Origin of the sequence: Arthrobacter sp. B6, assembly GCF_001663775.1 — a bacterium.
Lineage (GTDB): Bacteria > Actinomycetota > Actinomycetes > Actinomycetales > Micrococcaceae > Arthrobacter.
On sequence record NZ_KV467169.1, the window covers coordinates 1,139,406 to 1,157,114 of the forward strand.

The 17,709-nt window shown below is 65.5% G+C and carries 17 protein-coding genes; 7 read left to right on the forward strand and 10 right to left on the reverse strand.

All coding sequences use genetic code 11. The features are described from left to right. The first annotated feature begins 33 nt into the window (after window positions 1-33). Window positions 34-342 carry a hypothetical protein gene (locus AU175_RS19970; RefSeq protein ID WP_066293725.1) on the forward strand — a complete coding sequence of 103 codons (309 nt, stop codon included), beginning with the start codon at window positions 34-36 and terminating at the stop codon, window positions 340-342. Between the two features lie 31 nt (window positions 343-373). Here the strand turns inward: AU175_RS19970 and AU175_RS19975 are convergent, their stop codons facing one another. From AU175_RS19975 to AU175_RS19990, 4 genes are all read right to left on the reverse strand, one after another. Next, window positions 374-2,923, reverse strand: a complete 2,550-nt coding sequence (locus AU175_RS19975) for a S8 family peptidase (RefSeq protein WP_066293728.1) — start codon at window positions 2,921-2,923, stop codon at window positions 374-376. A gap of 81 nt (window positions 2,924-3,004) precedes the next feature. Beyond that, on the reverse strand, window positions 3,005-4,285 hold the full coding sequence (locus AU175_RS19980) for a glycosyltransferase (RefSeq protein WP_066293730.1): 1,281 nt from the start codon (window positions 4,283-4,285) through the stop codon (window positions 3,005-3,007). After that, on the reverse strand, window positions 4,285-4,890 hold the full coding sequence (locus AU175_RS19985) for a TetR/AcrR family transcriptional regulator (protein WP_066293732.1): 606 nt from the start codon (window positions 4,888-4,890) through the stop codon (window positions 4,285-4,287). The genes AU175_RS19980 and AU175_RS19985 overlap by 1 nt, the downstream gene beginning before the upstream one ends. A 168-nt stretch (window positions 4,891-5,058) precedes the next feature. After that, complete coding sequence (locus AU175_RS19990) at window positions 5,059-7,530, reverse strand: sensor domain-containing protein (RefSeq protein WP_066293734.1); 2,472 nt, start codon at window positions 7,528-7,530, stop codon at window positions 5,059-5,061. Between the two features lie 501 nt (window positions 7,531-8,031). On the opposite strand from AU175_RS19990, the gene AU175_RS19995 reads away from it, so the two are divergent. The 6 genes from AU175_RS19995 (at window position 8,032) to AU175_RS20020 (ending at window position 11,116) form a co-directional block, all read left to right on the forward strand. Beyond that, complete coding sequence (locus tag AU175_RS19995) at window positions 8,032-8,460, forward strand: Hpt domain-containing protein (RefSeq protein WP_066293737.1); 429 nt, start codon at window positions 8,032-8,034, stop codon at window positions 8,458-8,460. 113 nt (window positions 8,461-8,573) lie between these two features. Continuing rightward, window positions 8,574-8,870 carry a hypothetical protein gene (locus AU175_RS20000; RefSeq protein WP_066293740.1) on the forward strand — a complete coding sequence of 99 codons (297 nt, stop codon included), beginning with the start codon at window positions 8,574-8,576 and terminating at the stop codon, window positions 8,868-8,870. Window positions 8,871-9,093: 223 nt separating this feature from the next. Next, window positions 9,094-10,026, forward strand: coding sequence for a polyphosphate kinase 2 (gene ppk2 / locus AU175_RS20005; RefSeq protein WP_197497204.1), 933 nt, complete (start codon window positions 9,094-9,096; stop codon window positions 10,024-10,026). 30 nt (window positions 10,027-10,056) lie between these two features. After that, window positions 10,057-10,263, forward strand: a complete 207-nt coding sequence (locus tag AU175_RS20010; RefSeq protein ID WP_066293743.1) for a hypothetical protein — start codon at window positions 10,057-10,059, stop codon at window positions 10,261-10,263. A 49-nt stretch (window positions 10,264-10,312) separates the two neighbouring features. Continuing rightward, window positions 10,313-10,813: an SRPBCC family protein gene (locus AU175_RS20015; protein ID WP_066293744.1), complete on the forward strand. Its 501-nt coding sequence runs from the start codon at window positions 10,313-10,315 to the stop codon at window positions 10,811-10,813. Between the two features lie 48 nt (window positions 10,814-10,861). After that, complete coding sequence (locus AU175_RS20020; protein WP_331711966.1) at window positions 10,862-11,116, forward strand: nuclear transport factor 2 family protein; 255 nt, start codon at window positions 10,862-10,864, stop codon at window positions 11,114-11,116. A gap of 3 nt (window positions 11,117-11,119) precedes the next feature. Here the strand turns inward: AU175_RS20020 and AU175_RS20025 are convergent, their stop codons facing one another. From AU175_RS20025 to AU175_RS20055, 6 genes are all read right to left on the reverse strand, one after another. Then, window positions 11,120-11,899 carry a hypothetical protein gene (locus AU175_RS20025; protein ID WP_231938662.1) on the reverse strand — a complete coding sequence of 260 codons (780 nt, stop codon included), beginning with the start codon at window positions 11,897-11,899 and terminating at the stop codon, window positions 11,120-11,122. A 79-nt stretch (window positions 11,900-11,978) separates the two neighbouring features. Further along, entirely contained in the window at window positions 11,979-12,386 is a 408-nt protein-coding gene (locus AU175_RS20030; protein WP_066293748.1) for a nuclear transport factor 2 family protein, read from the reverse strand. Between the two features lie 127 nt (window positions 12,387-12,513). After that, entirely contained in the window at window positions 12,514-13,284 is a 771-nt protein-coding gene (gene map, locus AU175_RS20035; protein WP_066293750.1) for a type I methionyl aminopeptidase, read from the reverse strand. Between the two features lie 253 nt (window positions 13,285-13,537). After that, complete coding sequence (locus AU175_RS20040) at window positions 13,538-14,905, reverse strand: MinD/ParA family ATP-binding protein (protein ID WP_066293752.1); 1,368 nt, start codon at window positions 14,903-14,905, stop codon at window positions 13,538-13,540. 477 nt (window positions 14,906-15,382) lie between these two features. Further along, window positions 15,383-15,772 (reverse strand): response regulator transcription factor, encoded by a 390-nt coding sequence (locus AU175_RS20050; RefSeq protein WP_066293756.1) that lies wholly within the window; start codon window positions 15,770-15,772, stop codon window positions 15,383-15,385. A 40-nt stretch (window positions 15,773-15,812) separates the two neighbouring features. After that, window positions 15,813-17,480 carry a sensor histidine kinase gene (locus AU175_RS20055; RefSeq protein WP_066293758.1) on the reverse strand — a complete coding sequence of 556 codons (1,668 nt, stop codon included), beginning with the start codon at window positions 17,478-17,480 and terminating at the stop codon, window positions 15,813-15,815. Window positions 17,481-17,709: the final 229 nt, after the last annotated feature.

Genomic DNA, 17,709 nt, shown 5'->3' on the forward strand with positions numbered 1-17,709 from the left:
GATAATTTGCGGTCCACGGGATAGCATCAGGCCATGGATACCCACCGAATTGGAAAGCCAGTCAATTGGCCCTGGTCCGGAGTCTGGCCCTGGGTCATCGGCATCGTCCTTGTTGTTGTCATCGCCGTGCCCATGGTGACGTCCCGCGTGGGCCGCTGCGTCGACTTCGCGGACAGCACCGGGCAGCCAAGCTATTGCGTCACCGGCCCTGCCCTGGGGGTCGAAGCCACGTGGGCCGTCGGCATCCTGGCCACGTTGTTGGTGGTGTTCCTTGCCTACGGCCTGGTGCGTGCCACGCGTGCCACACGCGCCCGCAGCCATCGGCAGGACGTGGACGCCTGAGCAGCATCCCGACCAGCCGGCCAAACACTCCCTACCGCAGGTAGTACCCTGCGACGTCCGCCAGGAAGTGCGTGGCTCCGCCGGACCGGTTGAACAGCGCCACCTTCCCGTCAGCGCCCACCGGCACGGTCACCGAGTTGGGCACGATCTGCCCGGCGTTGAAGTTCACGTTGGACGCGTTCGGGCGTCCCGTCCCGGAGGCGTACGCGGTGGCGAAGCCGAAGGACTGGGCGTCCGCCACCGTCATGTTGAAGACCACAGCGGACACGCCCGCCGGGATTCCTTTCGCCCCCGCGGCCTGGAACGATACGGACGAGTCCGCGCCGACGCCCGGGGTGTTCCGGGTGTCCAGGAACCGGTTCGGGGCCACCGGCTGGAAAGTACCCGGGACCGACGGCGTCCCGGGCAGGTAGTAGCCGGAGACGTCCGCCAGCAGATGTGTCGGTGCTGAGGAGCGGTTGAACAGGGTGATTTTGCCGTCAGCGCCCACCGGCACGGTCACCGAGTTCGGCACGATCTGGCCGCGGGTGAAGTTCACGCTCGACGCGTTCGGCCGATCCGTTCCTGACGGGTACGCCGTCACAAAGCCGAAGGATTGAGCCTCCGCAACGGTGAGGTTGAACACCACGGCCGACACGTTGGAGGGGATGCCCTTCTGCCCTGCCACCCGGAACGACACTGAGGAATCCGGACCCACCGCGTCGCCGGCCCGCGTGTCCAGGAAGCGTTCGGGTGCCGTTGGCATGAACGCTCCCGCCGTCGAAGGGGCTGTGGGGACGAAATATCCGGAGACGTCGGCCAGCAGGTGGGCCGCACCGAAGGACCGGTTGAACAAGGACACCCTGCCGTCGGCGCCCAGGGGAACGGTGACGGCGTTGGCCACGATCTGCCCGGCGGAAAAGTTGACGTTGGAGGCGTTCGGCCGGGCCGTCCCGGAGGGGTAGGCCGTCACAAAGCCGAAGGACTTCGCGTCCGCCACCGTCAGGTTGAACACCACCGCGGAGGCGTTCGCCGGGACGCCGTTGACGCCGGCCACCTGGAAGGACACCGACGCGTCCCCCGCCACCGGGGATCCGGACCGGGTGTCGAGGGCGCGGAAGGGCGCCGTGGATTTGAAGACGCCCGGGACTGCGTTTGGGTCAGGCTCCACCACAAAGTTGAGGGCCGCTGTGGCGTCGACCAGGCCTGCGCCGCAACCGCCAATGCATCCGGCCGGCAGCGGCCGGGCCGTGTCTTTCAGCCGTTGCTCCGCCGCGGCGGGACTGTAGGAGGGGCCCATCTGGGCCATGAGGAGTGCGGTGACGCCGGACACGTGCGGCGCGGCCATGGACGTGCCCTGGAGGTAGGCATATCCGCCGCCTTCCGGCGTCGTCATTCCGTCGTTGTAGGTGGACAGGATGCCGTCGCCCATGTCGGGGCCCATGTCCCCGCCGGGGGCGGCCACGTCGATGGCGGAGCCGTAGTTGGAATACGGCGCGCGTGCGCCCTTCCGAGTGCTGGCGGCAACGGCGATGACGTTCTGGCAGTTGGCGGGGCTCAGGTCCGCGGCGGGGCGGTTGGAGTTGCCGGCCGCGACCACCACCGCGGCGCCGGCGCTGTTGGCGAAGTTAATGGCCTGCTGATACGTGTTGGAGCACGCCACCACCCCGCCCAGGCTCAGGTTGATGACGCGGGCGCGGTTGGTGTTCACCGGGGCGCCCGGCACGGTTCCGCCGGCGGCCCAGATGATCGAGTCCGTCACGTCGGAGGAGTACCCGCCGCACGGTCCCAGTGCTCGCAGCGGGAGGATTTTCGCTTTGGGGGCCACGCCGGTCATCACGTTGTTGCCGTTGTCGGCAACGGCGGCGATGGTGCCCGCCACGTGAGTGCCGTGCCAGGAGGAGGGACCCACCACCGTGCCAGTTCCGCACTCGTCGGCGGACGCCCAGTCGCCTTCGTCCCTGGGGTTGGCGTCCCGGCCGCCGCCGTCGCGGGCGTTCGAGGCGTCGGAGATCATGTCATACCCGGGCAGCACGTTCGCGTCGAGGTCCATGTGGCTGGTGATTCCGGTGTCCACCACGGCCACCACCACGCCCTGCCCGCGGTTCACTTCCCAGGCGCCGGGCGCGCGGATCCCGCCGGCTTCCTCCCACAGGCCCCATTGCAGCGGGTACCCGCCGTTGTCAGGTTCGGCAGCCGCGTGCATGATGGTGTCCGGTTCGGCGTACTCCACGTCCGGGTCCGCCCGGAGGGTAGCCAGGAAGGTTGCGGCCTCGGCGGCGGGGAGCGCGCGGTCAGTCTTGAGGATGCGTGCGCCGGTGGCGGTAGCGCGCACGTCCCGGGCGGGAACGCCCAGCTTCTTCGCGGCTTCAGCCGCTGCCCTGCCTGCAGCGGCCGAGGCCGGCCCGGCCTTTTCCTTGACCCGCACAATGAACTGGTCGGTTGGCTCAGCCGCGGCAGCAGGAAGCGCGGGCGCGGTGTGGGGCGGAAGTCCGACAGCGTCCGCCTGGGCCGGGACCGCCGCCACTCCCCCGGTGGCCAGGACGGCTGCCACAGCAATTTTTGTGGCTTTTGCCAGCAGGGCGCGCGGGGTTCCAAGCATGTGAGGGCATCCTCTGAGACGGGCGTCCGCCGCAGGAGCGGCGGTACGCAGGCAGCCGGGGATCCCAGCCGACCCCCGCGCTTAGTTTAGCCGGGGGCCGGGGACAGAAGGGAATGTCTTCCCGTCAGCCGGCGTCACCTCCTGGAGCAAACGGGCCTCGATGGCGTCGGCCGCGGCGGGCGCACCTCCAGCTGCGGCATAGCCTGCCGCCACCCGTTTTGCTCCTTCCCCCATGGCCATTGCGGCCTTCACCGCTGCCCGGAGCCGCCCGGGCGTGAGCCTGCCGTGCGGCAGCCTGGTGCCGGACCTGCTGACTTCCACCCGGCGGGCCACCTCCAATTGGTCGCGTCCGAACGGGACCACGCACACCGGCACGCCGCTGGCCAGCGCCTTCTGGGTGCCGCCCATTCCGCCGTGGGTCACAGCTACGGCGGCACGGCCCAGCAGTGCACCGTGGGGGATGAACTCCCTGACGGTGGCATTGGCCGGGACCTGCAGCCCTTCAGGGACGCCTGCCGGCATGGTGGCGACGACGTGCACCGGCTCGTTCCTGAACGCCTCCAGTGCGGTACGGACCAGGTCGCCGTCGTCCTGGAACTCCGACGACGTGGTGACCAGGACAATGGGCCGCTCTATCGCTTCGATCCACTCCGCACCATCGTAGGGAGGCTCCCAGGTCGAGGCGCCGATCATGACCACGTCCGACCCCCAGTCAGTGGCGGCGTACTCGAAGGGCTTGGCCGTGGCCACCAGCATCAGCGGAGCCTTGCGGAAGAACTCGTCCGCCGACGCCACGGAGTGCAGCCCAAGGTCCGTGCGCAGCGCGTTGAGCCGCGGAAGCATCGCCTTCTCCACGGCTCCGATGACTGCCCTGCGCACAAGTGCGTCCCGGACTCTTCCCGGGAAGCCGCCCATGGGTGGCATTCCCGGGCCGAACGGAGGGGTGCCCGGGGACTCGAGGGCAGGCGTGTAGGGCGAGAACGATGCCCATGGACCGCCCCAGGACTCGGCAGCGAAGCCGGCGCCCCAGCAGTTGACGTCCATAACGACGGCGTGGGGCCGGACCTCGGCGATTGCTGCCTTCAGGTCCGGCGCGTCATAGCTGCCCCGGGCGGCGAACACGTCAGCGGCGGCCGCCAGTGCCCGCTTCGGGCCGCGGGCCATGTAGTCGTTCATCGTCACGGCCTCGATGCGGGGGTCGATGGGCTCGGCCGCCAAACCGAGGCTGCGCATCAGCGCCGTCTCGCTTCCCAGGGTGCGGACATGGACCTGGTGGCCGCGGTCCCTCAACTCGAGCAGCAGGGGTACCAGGGGAAACAGGTGCCCGCGGGCGGGCGAGGTGTAGGCAAGTATCGTGGACATCAGGGCACTTCCTTGGTGAAGGGAGCGAGCATCTCCGCGAGCGCCCGCTCGGTTTGTTGACGGCTCAGCCCGCCGTCGCGGCGCAGCAGCTTCCAGGTCTGGACGTCGCAGATGGCCACCAGTTGGGCAAGCCGCCGCTTGCGGGCCGCGGCAGGTTCGCCCGCGAGGAACGGGGCAAACGCGTGTTGGCACCATTCCCGGTGCAGGCGCCGGCCGCCGTCGGCCAGGACCTTGAGCGCCGGGATGCGTCCTTCTTCGGCAAGCATCCGGAGCACGCGGTCACCCATGAGTTCGTAGTGCTCCACCAGGTTGGCCACGGCACCGCGGACGTCGCCGGGCACCACGTGTGACCTGGCCTCCATGACCAGCTCCGTCTGCCGCTGTGCCGCGGCGGCGAAGAGCTGTTCCTTGGTGCCGAACCGGCGGATCACGGTCTGGACCGTCACGCCGGAGCGGGCGGCCACCTGGTCGAGCCGGACCTGGTCCGACGGTTGCTCCCAGAAGAGCTCGGTCACGGCGTCGAGGATGGCCTCGGCCGTGGCGGCGGCAGCACGCGCCCGGGCTTCCATGCGGTAAGGCCGCCGGGCCTCTTCCGCGCTTTTCATGTTAACAACGTTAACCTTAAATAGCGCGCGGTCAAGAGGGTTAAATGAACGCGCGGTCAAGAGGGTTAAATGAACAGGGCAAGTGCGGGGAGTACGACGGCGTCAGTCACCAGCAGCGGGAGGGTCACGGCTCCTTTGCCCTCACGGAGCCCGCCGCGCCGGTGCCCGTCACGGAGCCGGTCGCACCGGTTCCTGGGGCTGGGCCGGGTGGGAAACGTTTTCAAGCCAGGCCGGGACGCTTTCCGGAGGCAGTGGCTGGCTCCAGATGAACCCTTGGGCGTAGCGTACGCCCAGACGGCGGAGTTCGCCGAGCTGTTGGGTGGTTTCCACGCCTTCGGCCACCACGTCGAGCCGGAGGGTGTCGGCCATGCCGAGGACGAGTTCGATGATGGTTGCCCCGTGGGGGCCTCTTCCCAGTTCTTCGACGAAGGTCCGGTCGATTTTCAGGGTCTTGGCCGAAAGCCACTTCAGGTAGCTCAGGGACGAATATCCCGTGCCGAAGTCATCGATTGAGAGCCCCACTCCGAGGTCGTGGAGACGCTGCAGGGTTTGTTTGGGAATATCAGGCCGATCCATGAGGACCGTTTCGGTGATTTCCAGGTGGACGGCACCGGGGTCGATGCCGGCGGACTGGATTGCTGCCTCCACGATGTTCGGAAAGTCCGGTGCCACGAACTGGCGCCCGGAAATGTTCACGGCAGCCGAGAGTGTCCCGGCCCCGTCCAGCTGGCCGCGCCAGGCCTGCACCTGCCGGAGGGCTTCCTGGAGTACCCAGGTGCCGATGGGCACGATCAGGCCTGTTTCTTCGGCGATGGGAATGAACGTGTCGGGCGCTATTGGCCCGTGTTCGGCGTGGTTCCAGCGCAGCAACGCCTCGAAGCCGACGGTGGCTTCGCTGTCCAGCTCAACGATGGGCTGGTAGTCGAGGGAGAATTCCCCTCGTTCCCACGCAAGCCGCAGGTCCGATTCCAGGTCCAGCCGCCCGGCAGCCCGCCCGGTCATGCGCGCGTCGTAGACGGCTGAGGAGTCGCCGCCGGCGGATTTGGCCCGGTACATGGCCGTATCGGCTCCCCGCAGCATCGACTCGGCCGTATCGTCCGGCCCCGCCAAAGCGATGCCGACGCTGACGTTGAGGTAGATCTGCCGGCCGTCCACCTCGAACGGGCACCGGGTGGATTGCCTGATCCGCTCGGCCAGTGTCCTCGCACCGCGCAACATCAGGTTCCCGCACACAATGATGAACTCATCGCCGCCGAAACGGCCCACCGTGTCGCCGTTCCGGACAAAACGCTTCAGCCGCTCGCCCAGGAGCACCAGGATGGTGTCGCCCGCTTCATGGCCGATGCCGTCGTTGATCAGTTTGAACCGGTCGACGTCAACGAACATCACCACTGCACGTGAGTCCCGGTCAAGCAGGTCCTGAAGAACCTCCGTGATCACGTACCTGTTCGGCAACCCGGTCAGGGCATCGTGGCGGGCCTGCCACGCCAGAATCTGCTCGGCCTTCTTGCGTTCGGTGATGTCCAGGACCGTGTCCAGGAACCGTGCGGGCTTCCCCTCTTCGCTCTCCACGCTCCGGATCCGTGAATGCAGCCACCGCTGCTGACCGTCTGCCCTGACGATCCGGTATTCGAAATCCGCGGACCCGAGCCCTTCATCCAGGTCCTTCCATACCCGTTGGATAAGGCCCCGGTCCTCAGGATGCGTCAGCTCAAGCATCAGTTTCCGGGAGGCCGCCTGCCCGGCCGCCAGGCCGAAGATCCGGGCAAACTCCTCCGAATGCCAGTTCTCCCCTGTCTCCAGCGTGTGCTCCACGCTGCCGACGTGCGCCATCTCCTGCGCTGCCAGGAGCTTCTCGCGTTCAACGGCGGCCGCCGCCCTGAGCCGCTGAATCTCGGTAATGTCACGCGCGATGGCCGACGCCCCAACCTGCTCACCGTCCGGGCCGTAAACCGGTGAAACGGTCACTTCGACGTCGATCACAGATCCGTCCCTGCACCCCCACCGCGCCTCCACTCCGGTGACAAACCGTCCGCTCCCAATGCTGGCTCTGACCTCGGCGTCAAAACCTGCGGCCTCGCGGGTGGTCAGCAGCTGAAGGTTCTGCCCAACGGCTTCCCGCGGGCTCCAGCCAAACATCCTGGCGGCCCCTGCGTTCCAGCTGGTGATCGTCCCTGCCATGTCGGCACTGATGATGGCGTCGCCGGAGGACTCCACCACCGCCGAGAACCTGCGCAGGATGGCCTCCCTGTGCCTCCTGTCCGTGATGTCCTTAGAAATCGCCACCACTGCCACCGGGACTGTGTGCCGGCCGCGGATGGGGCTGACGGTGGCATGGACCGGAAACTCCTTTCCGGCCCGGTGGCGCATCCAGAGCTCCCCGGCCCAGTCTCCGTCGCTGGCGAGCCGTCGCGTTATCTCACGGCCGGTGTTCTCCTTCTGGACGTCATCGCCGCCGATAATGCTCATGTCCGTGATCCTGGCGCCCAGCGCTTCAGCGGCACTGAACCCATACAGCCGCTCGGAAGCCCGGTTCCAGTAAGTGACCCGCCACTTGCTGTCCAGCCCGATCACCGACTGGCCGATCTCGTCCAGCAACAGCGACTGCATGACCAGGTCATCATCATGCTCTTGAGCCATCAGTACCCTCCCCCTGCAACGGCAAGTTTCACCACTGACCTACTGATGAAGTGGTCGCTTCATCTTGGAATACCCGAAATTGCGGTGCCCAAACCTGAGAGAAGACTACAACCGCTGAAGGCAGGAACCGGGAGCCCGGCAAACTTTGGAACTCTTGCGCGATTCTTGACCGTTCCTACCGCGGTCCTTGATCCCGGCCGTGCACAGTAGCTTTTGTAAAGCCCAAGCGATGAATCAACGAGGCGAACTGGGGTTGGCCCGGTGATGCAAGGGCTTTCGGTCGGGGAACATCCGACGGTCTCAAGCGCTTGGCGGTGTTGTGAAGCCAGCACCGCCAAGCTGACCTCCTGACCCACCATCCGGACGCTTCGCAGGGCAGGAGATTGAGCGTGACAACCGAAACTTCCGCGGCGGCAGAGACCGCCGCCGCGGTCATACCGTCCCGGCGTCGAGGCACCCCCCGCCACGGCGCCGGGACTTTCACCACCCAGGCGGACGGCGTTGCCTGACTGCGTTCCAGCCAGGCTGGAACCCGCGACCATACGGCGCCTGGCGGAGGACATCGAAAGCCCCACCATGGCCCTGAACTTCCTCCGGGACTTCCTCTCCATGCTGCCGGGGCGGATCACACGGATCCTGAACACTCTGGCCGAACCTGACGCCAAAGGCGCCATGGACGCCACGCTGAGCCTGAGGATAGCGTCAGCCATGACCGGCGCACTGGACGTTGAGACCTGCTGCCGTGGCATCGAATCCCTGATCCGTAGCGGCCAGTTCGAGGAAGCGTCGGAAACGGCACAGCACCTCCGCGGGATCGTCACGGCCCTGATGGCGGCCGGCCCCGATCTGTTGCGCGAAGCGCAGGCAGACCTGGATGGTCAGGACTTACACCTGAGGCTGAATCAGGAGCGAAGAAGCCTGCGTAGTTGAACCCATTGGATCTGGAATCAGCGTTCAGCCTGCTAGCCGAACTCATCCCGGCCGTACCGCCCAGCGCCCGGTAGCGGATCGGCCAGGGGGCAGGCCCCGGATAGGCTGCAGATATGCACGATTCCAGCCAAGCCTTAAGACATGGCGGTAGTCACTTGCTTTACGTGGTGGTTGCCGCGTTTGCCGCCGTCGCGCAGCTGGTGGCCGGGTACTTCTATTTGGTCAGTGGTCTCGCCGCCCCCGTTTGGGCTGTGGCGTTGCTCCTTGTGTGGTGGCTGGTGCTCACGTACATCGGTGTCCGATTAGCGTTACACAGGTCTTACTGGCTGCTTCTTGTACCCGTTGTGGCGGTGGCCACGTGGATCGGCGCGATGTGGGTCGGCGGCGCAGTCCTGGGCTGGTCGGCCTGAGCGACGCCGAATAGAAGGCAGCCTTTCCACGCCGCGGCCAGCCCTGGGCCCTGATGGCATCAATAGTTCCAACACTCGCCGAAATTCCAGCTGCCGGGTCGGATCAGAAGGATCCTTTTCCGGCGATCGGGTTCGTGAGACCATCCGATAGGAGTCAAGTCTGCGAGCGGGAGCAGCATCATCCCACGGCCGGCCGGCGGGCGGCAGGGAAGGAGGACTTGTGGTGCTGGAAAAAGAAACGTGGACGCCGATCGATCCGTGGTGGGTTAGGGATAACCTGCGCGAGGCCATTGATCGCCTCGTGAGGTTGGGCTACACGGTGCGCGGTGGGCACGGCGAGGACCCCGAGCTGATCGATCCTGGTGGATCCGCCGTGGAGACCTGGCGCGAGGACTATCCCTATGAGGAGCGGATGTCCCGGGAGGAGTATGAGCTGGAGAAATACCGGCTGCAGGTCGAGCTGTTGAAGTTCCAGTACTGGGGCCAGGACCACGGCCTCAGACACGTGATCGTCTTTGAGGGCCGCGACGCCGCAGGGAAGGGCGGGACCATCAAGCGCTTCACCGAGCACCTGGATCCGCGCTCGGCGCGTGTCGTGGCGCTGGGCAAACCGTCAGACCGCGAACACGGCCAGTGGTACTTCCAGCGGTACGTCCAGCACCTGCCCACAGCCGGGGAGGTCGTGCTGTTCGACCGTTCCTGGTACAACCGGGCGAACGTGGAACGGGTCATGGGTTTTTGCACCGACGAGGAGTACGCCACGTTTATGGACCAGGCCCCGGTGTTCGAAAAGATGTTGGTGGACTCCGGAATCCATTTGACCAAGTTCTGGTTTTCCGTGACCAGGCACGAGCAGCGGACCCGGTTCGCGATCCGCCAGATTGACCCAGTGCGGCGTTGGAAACTCTCGCCCGTGGATTTGGCATCCCTGGACCGGTGGGAGGACTACACACAGGCCAAGGAGGAGACCTTCCTGCGCACTGACACAGACCACGCACCCTGGATGACGATCAAGTCCAATGACAAGAAGCGGGGCAGGATCAACGCCATGCGCTACTTCCTCAACCAGTTCGAGTACGACGAAAAGGACGCTTCAGTGGTTCAGCACCCCGATCCCCTCATTGTTCGCCGCGGCCGCGACGCCGTCGGGGACTGATCACGAAGAAACCGATCCGGAGGCTGCAAAATGACACGAGAGAACCTCCCAGGCGAAGAGCCCGGCCTGGTCGAGGATGCCAATAGCCCGGCTGATAAGTCACCACGGGCTGCGTTCGTGGCTCCGGACTCCGGTTCCGCGGAGTCGAAGAGTTACCCGGATGTCGCCGAAACAGACCCCGACGCACGGCAGGACCAGTCCGTTTCCGGAGAAGAGGAGGACTTCCTTAGCGAGTAGCGTCGGAGAGGGTGCAACGTCGGCCTATCGCAATTGAAAGGGGATTCGCATGTCCGAGACCTACGACGTCGATGTGGTCAGGGAGTTCAACGCTCCGGCAGGGAGGGTATGGGCGGCGTGGACCGAGCCCGACGACCTGCGCCAGTGGTGGGGACCAGGAGGTTTCACATGCCCGCACGCTGAAGCCGACGTTCGGCCCGGCGGCCGGATCCTGGTGACGATGCGCGCGCCCGAGGAGTGGGGCGGGTTCGAGCAGCACAGCACATGGAATATCACCGAGCTGGAGCCATTGCGTCGCATCCGCTACGTGTTCAACTTCGCTGACGCGGATGGCAACCGCATCACGCCGACAGAGGCGGGCATTCCCGCCGTCGGCGTTCCCGAGGACGGCATCCACGAAGTTGTGCTGACCGACCTCGGCGACGGGCGCACGAGGCTCCACATGACCGAGCGCGGGTACGGTACCCAGGAGGCGCGGGACATGTCCCAAACCGGCCTGTTGCAGTGCCTCGACAAGATGGCAGCGCTCGTGGAGGGCGTTTCGCGCTGAGGGCTGTCGTACCGGACGCTTCCCCGGCTCCTCGTTTCTGATTCCGGCATCTCCCCCGGGGCGAGGTTCCTCACCCTCGTCGCGTCCGGTGACCTCACCCATTCAGCCATGGACGTCGTGGGTCCGGTCAGGGTCCGCGTCTTGGGCGAATCAGCGGTCCTGACTTCACGCATCACCAGCACTGCCCACTACCTGGGGCGCCAAAGCGACGCCGACGAATGGACCACTGATGTATTCGTCAGAATGGACGGCCGCTGGTTATGTGCCCTCACCCACTACACTGCGGTCAAACTGTCTTCCTGAGGTTCAGTCGGTCCAGCCCCAGAACTGGTGAAGGGTGGCGGTTTTCGGGTAGGTGCCACCGGGTGGTCTGACCTCGAAGAGGTCGAGCATCAGGAAAAGAGGGTAGTCGGGGGCCTGCGGAATGCGCCGAATGATGAGGCCCTCGCACCCGATGATCGTTTGGCCGTCGCCCCAGATCGCCGTCCAGGTGTGCGGTTTGGATGCGTCGAAGGGGATCTCGACGGTGGTCATGTCGGTGACGAGCTTCGGGTCGCTGTGTGCTTTTACACCCGATCGCGCGGTGGTGGTCGGCCCGACGGCGTCGGCGTCAATCTCGAAGATGCAAACCTCACCCGCGTGCCGGGCATCCAGGTGCTCGGTGCCCACAAGCCAGGCGGCGAGCATGCACCCGTCGTCGCGGGTGGCGCTGACGGTAATGTCGACGCGGCCCGCCGGCGGCGTCCAGAGAAGCTGCGTGGGGGTCGGCGTACGAACGCTCAACCCGTCCTCGCGGTGGCGATGCGTACCCACGCTCGACCCAAGTTGGCCGGAGAAGGTGCCCGTCTGGAGGTTGGAGACTCTTAATGGCCCGTCCTCGGGGCGCCAGTCGGGCTGATCGGCGTCGATACGCAGCCGTAGCCCCGTCGGCGTCGTTTCGTAGCGAGCGGCAGACCGATCCGCGGTCGTCCAGTGCGGCAGGGAGTGGTCCACCCACAAATCGGCACGCAGTGGGCCGGAGAAATCGTCTTGAACGTCCGGAGCACGGCTCGGCGGCGCGGGCAGGACAGCGGGATTCGGGAGCATGGAGCCATTCTCCCCTGTCCGCCAGCAGGCGAAGCTACCCTATGCCGTGGCGCGGTAGGGAGCGAGGACAACTCTCGATCTAGGGGGGTGGCGGGGGCGGGTCTGCAGCCCGTTCGGCACGCCATGGGGTGCGCCACTCGGCAGCATCCCAGCCATCCATGATGTAGAGCCGCTCGTGTGCCACCCGGTCGCCGCGGAACTCCATCAGGCTGACGGTATACATCCACGGCGCGCCGTCGTAGCTGATCAGGTTCTCCACAACCACCAGATCGGCACGATGGGTAATCCGTCGAGTGTGGAACTTGAGCCTGGCTGGATACTGGCGTCGCCATTCGCGGAAGTTCTCCACGCCTTCGAACCGTTCGCCAGACTGAGGGAACTCAAGCACAGCGTCGTCATGGTAGATCTCGTGGGAAAGGTCCTCGTCCTTGCCTGAGTACTCCCAGTGACGTCGAAGAGCGTGCAGAAGGTCAGCCTCGTCGAGCATTCAGCACCTCCTCAGTTCAGCTCTAATGCTAACTTCGGGCTCCTGCTCCGAATAGAGGACACTTCCCAAGCGGGGCTTCCTAAACACTTGCCGGCAGGCGGTCCCGCACAGCCAGAGCAGCCACGCTTCACACCAGTTGCGTGAGGATGACCGGTCCGGATTCCGTGACGGCAATCGTGTGCTCGGAGTGCGCAGTCCGGCGGCCATTGGAACTGCACAAGGTCCACCCGTCAGGAGCCGTTACCAGCTTGGTGGTCCCGTCCATGATCCAGGGTTCAATTGCCAAAAGCAGTCCAGGGCGAAGCGCGTATCCGCGTCCGGGTTTACCTATGTTCGGAATATGCGGGTCCTGATGCATGGTGCTTCCAACACCATGTCCGCCAAATTCGGTGTTGACCCGAAAGTGCGCTGATTCGAGCACTGAGCCAATGGCATGGGAGATGTCCCCAATGCGAGCTCCGGGCTGCGCGGCCTGGATACCCGCCAGGAGCGCTTTCTCCGTGGTTTCAATCATGTGCCGGTCAGCAGGCGCGGGAGACTCCCCTACAACGAAGCTGATGGCCGAATCGGTGACCCACCCATTGACGCTTGCGGCGAAATCGAGCGTGAGTAGGTCCCCATCCTTCAGGACGTAGTCATAAGGGAGGCCATGCAGGACGGCCTCGTTGACGGATGTACAGATGACTTTCCCGAAGGGGCCGCGCCCAAACGACGGGGCGTAATCGACATAGCACGAGCGGGCCCCTGCGGTCCGGATCATCGAAGCTGCCCAGTCGTTTATCTCCAGGAGATTCGTCCCAGGCTCGATTCTCGCCCTTAGGTCCGAAAGTGTCTTCGCCACGAATTGGCCGGAGACACGTGCCTCATCAACTTCTTGGGGCGTGAGCAGCTCAATCAATGACTAGAGCTCCGCCGGAAACGCAGGACCACTGCGGAGAGTCCCATGGCGCCCACGAGGGATCCAAGAATGATTGCAATGCCTGAGAAGTATTCAAGAATGGTCATCGCGGACGCACCTTCCATGTGGCTGATGCACCGATGCTATTCCTCAAGGCTCAGGATCAGTGAAGGAACACGCGCGTGTTGGATCAAGATTCAGAGTCCGCGCAGTGACGAGTCACAGCACCCGGCTCCGGCCCAGAGACAGCACCCTACTGGTACCCGTCCACAATGGCGGCGGCGATTTCCTTATAGGCCCGGCGGGTCTCCGGCTTGAGCACGTCCAGGGTGACCAGGTCGCCGTCGGCCACACCACGGTCGTGCGGGACCGCGATCAGCTGGCGGCAGATGCCGGCGAGGTGTTCCTCGATGGCGTCCTTATCCACCCGGGTGGATACCTCGTCCTTGTCGGTGATCACCACGATGGCGTTCCGCGCCAGGTCCTCGTAGCCGTGGCTGGCCAGCCAGTGCAGGGTGCTGCGGGCCCGTTTGGCCCCGCTCACCGCGTAGCCGGCTGCGATCACCAGGTTGTCGGCGGACTGCAGGATCCCGCTCATGGCGTTGTGCGTGACGCCGGTGCCGCAGTCGGTCAGGGCAACGGAGTAGTAGTTGGAAATGAGCTTGCGGATTCGCAGGTACTCGGCGGCCGTGAGGGAGTCCGAGACTTCCGGGTCCTGCTCGCCGGCGATCAGGTGCAGCCGGCCGGCGTGGTGCATGTACCGGGCCAAAGCCGTCAGCGAATCGATGGATTCGATGTTCCGGAGCAGGTCAGTGATGGTTCGCGGGCTGGCCTGCTGGTAGATGCCCTCCCCCAGTGCGCGTTCCACCAGGTCGCCTGAGTCCGGGTTGGCGTCGATGGCGCAGGGCGCGTCGCCCCTGAATTCGGCGAGGGTGAGGCCAACGCCCACGGTGGTGGAGGTTTTGCCGATGCCGCCCTTGAGGCTGAGTACGGCCGTGTTGTAGCTGCCCTGCAGCTGGCGGGAAATGCGCCGGCCCAGTTCGTCTTCCTGCCGCTGCTTGGCTCCGGGGCCCAGGTTCCAGGCGCCGCCGGTCATGGAGTAGATGGCGCCGCGGAGGCCGCCAACTGGGCGGGGCTTCTGTTCCTTGACGAACAGCCCTGGGGAGCTGATGAAGTCCGGCATCGGCGTATCGGCGATGACGTCTGCTGCAGTCGGACGGATGCGGCGGAAGGCGGGGGTTTCCTCCGGGGCCGACGGCGGTGCGGGCTCGACCGCGGGACTCGCCGGGGCGGGGGTGCTGGCGTCCCCGGCATCCGGGCGGGCGCTCTGGGGCTGGGACGTGACCGGCGGCCGCGCGGGGCGGCGGGTGGGTGCGGGGACATGGGCTATGGGTTGCGCAGCGTCGGCTGCGGCAGCCGCCTCCGCCCAGGAGGTCCGGCGGGTGACCGGCTGGCCGGCGTCGGTCGGGCTGGAAGGATTGGGCGTTACGGCTGGCATGGTTCCTGTCCGGGCATCCATCAGTTCGCCGTCGGCGCGACGAAGGTCACGGCGTCGGCGTGGCTGCGGCTGCCCTGCATCCTGTGCATTGGCGCGTTCGTTCTTATCCGCCGGATCGGGCATGGCTGTCCCCCCAGGACGTTCGGCAAAAAGTTCTGCGGCACTTTACTGTTCGGTTCAAACAGCAAGTCTAGGTGCTGGGGCGGAATCCCGGCGTCAGACGCGCGTCAGGGCGGCTGCCACCACGGTGATTGACAGCCGGCAGCTATGCTTGACGGGTTCAGCCGACACCGGCCGCATCTCGGTGTCAGGGAAACCAGAGGACCCTTATTTAGGGCCGATAGCGGACCAGACTCGGCCTTCCCTGCGCAGGCAGCGGCTCATCACTTCCGCCCGTACTGATGGCCAGATCCATTACCGGCTCAGCTCTCCAGAGGTCCTGAAATTGCTCGGTCTCGCCGGAAGCCTCTTGCGGAACACCCTCCAGTCGACCCGGCTCGAACCAGCCGAGGCCGAGGAACTTCAAAGCCAAAATTAGGGACATCACACCCACGGTTGGGCTGGTGCGGGTTCGCCTGACGGCGAAAGCGCCCGACGGCGTCAGTCCGGGACTGGCTTGGTGACTGTGGTTTGCTCGTGACTTGCGAGCAGTTCCTCCACACGCACACGTAGTTCCCGAGGGCTGAATGGTTTAGCCATGAGGTCATGGACGCCGGCAGCAAACGGGGTGTCGGTGAGGTCCTCGTGTCCGGTGAGCATCAGGATCGGCGCGCTGCTGAAGCCCCGGATGCGCCGGGCGGCTTCGACTCCGCTGAAGTCCGGCAACCCGAAGTCGAGGACGATTATGTCCGGCCCGTGCCGCCGGACGGCCTCCACGCCGGCGGCACCCGTATCGGCTGCCTGCACCTCCAGGCCCGCACCGGCGAGGATCCCCTGGATGAGACCCCGGATGTCCTGGTCGTCGTCAATGACTACAACTGTCTTCCGCATGGACGCCCACCCCCCTTTCCTATAACCGTAGCGGGTGGAATCAGCGGCTGGCAGGAAGAGTCACCGTGAATGTTGATCCTTTGCCGGGAGTGCTGGTGCACTTAATGCTGCCACCGTGGTTTTCCACGATGGTTCTCGTGATCGCCAACCCCAAGCCTATTCCCGGGATCCCGGATTTGCGTGCGGTCTCCGACCGGAAAAACTTGGTGAAGAGTTCCTTCAGGTCCTCCTGCCTCATTCCAATTCCGGTATCCGTCACCGAACAGAACACACCCTCTTCGGTGGCGCCCGCCCGCACTGTTACCGTCCCACCGTCAGGCGAGTACTTGATGGCGTTGGAGAACAGGTTGTCCAGGACCTGGCCCATTCGTGTCGGGTCGATCAAGGCCGGCACCTCAGCGTCCGCTTCGTTGACCAGGTTCACGCCTGCGGCGCCCGCCTGCGGGGCTGCCGTGGCCAGGCTGAAGCCGATGATCTCAGCCAGGTCCGCCGGTTCCGGACGGACATCCACGGAGCCCGATGCCGCCGTGAGCAGGTCCGTGACCAGCCTCTGCAGCCGCTGGCCGTTCCGCCGGACTACCTTCAGCATTACCCCGGCTTCGGACGGAAGGTCGTTTCTGGCGGCCAGCACCTCGGTGTATCCCAGAATCGAGGTCAACGGAGTTCGCAGTTCGTGGGAGACGTTGGAGAGGAAGGCGTCCTTGGCCGTCATTGCCTCAACCAGGGCGCTGACGTCGGTGAAGGTCACTACCGACCCGTCGAACCTCCCGTCGTCGAGGATGGCCCTGGCGGACGTGGAGAATACCCGCTGCTTGCCGTTTTCGCCGACCCAGACCAAGTAGTCGGAAAAGTCCTCTCCCTTGGCTGCCCGGCGCTCCGGGAACATCTCGGGGAGGAGCAGTTCCTTTCCCCCGCGGCCATAGACGCGCACCTCCGCCAGATCACTGCCGGGAGCCGGTGCAGGATGTGCGAGTGCATGGTTGCGCTTTTGCTGTTGGTTTCTGAGGGTGATCTTCCCTGCGGCGTCCAGGGCCAGGACGCCGACTCCCACTGCATCGACGACAGTGTTGACCAGCCGTTCTTTGCGCGCCGAGCTGTCCAGTGCCGCCTGCAACTGTGCCCGCGCCTCCTCCACGGTTCGCTGCTGGTGATCCCTGCTGGCGCTCAGGGTATGGACAGCGAAGCCCGTGGCGAACATCATAATCGGCAGCAGCACAACCACGCTGTACTCTTCGCCGGCGACAGAGCCACGGAGCACCAGCGGGACCCAGACCATCAGCAGCGGGCCCAGGAAACTCATCACCAGGCAAAACCGCGGGTACAGCTGTGAACTTGTCAACCAGACCACTGGAAGCACAGCCATGGCTCCGAGGGCGGGAACGGTTTCAACCCCTGATTCCCGGATCAGGCCGACCGGAATAAAGTCCAGGACCGGGACCGCAAGGGCAGCTGCCGGAGGGAGCCGCTGCCACGGGATTCCCAAGGCCAGGATGAACATCAGTGCGTGGAGCATCAGCCCAGCCCCAAACACAGGATCCAGCAGCAGTGCGGGATGAAAGACCCACACGATACCCAGCACCAGGAACATTGTCGCCGTCAACGGCAGCTGGCCAAGCACCACCCGTCCCCGGGGTGAGAGCTCGTGGAAAAACCGGTGCGCCGGTAACCACGTCAGACCCTGACTGACAGGCGCACCCGAGCCGCTCATAAGCAATATCTTCCCCCTCAGCCACGCCGCTACGGGGAGCGCTGGTCTTCCAACACCCGCCGCGTGGAGAGGCATTTCCGCCCTTTCACCAGCTTAGCGGCGCAGCCTAGAGCTACGGCCGGGTCTCCTGCAGGAGCTTGATGAACCATCGGGACTGCTCCGGGCCGTACGGAAGAACCGGGATGGCCTTGCAAATCTAGATTCCGGGGCAGAATCCTGGCGTCAGACG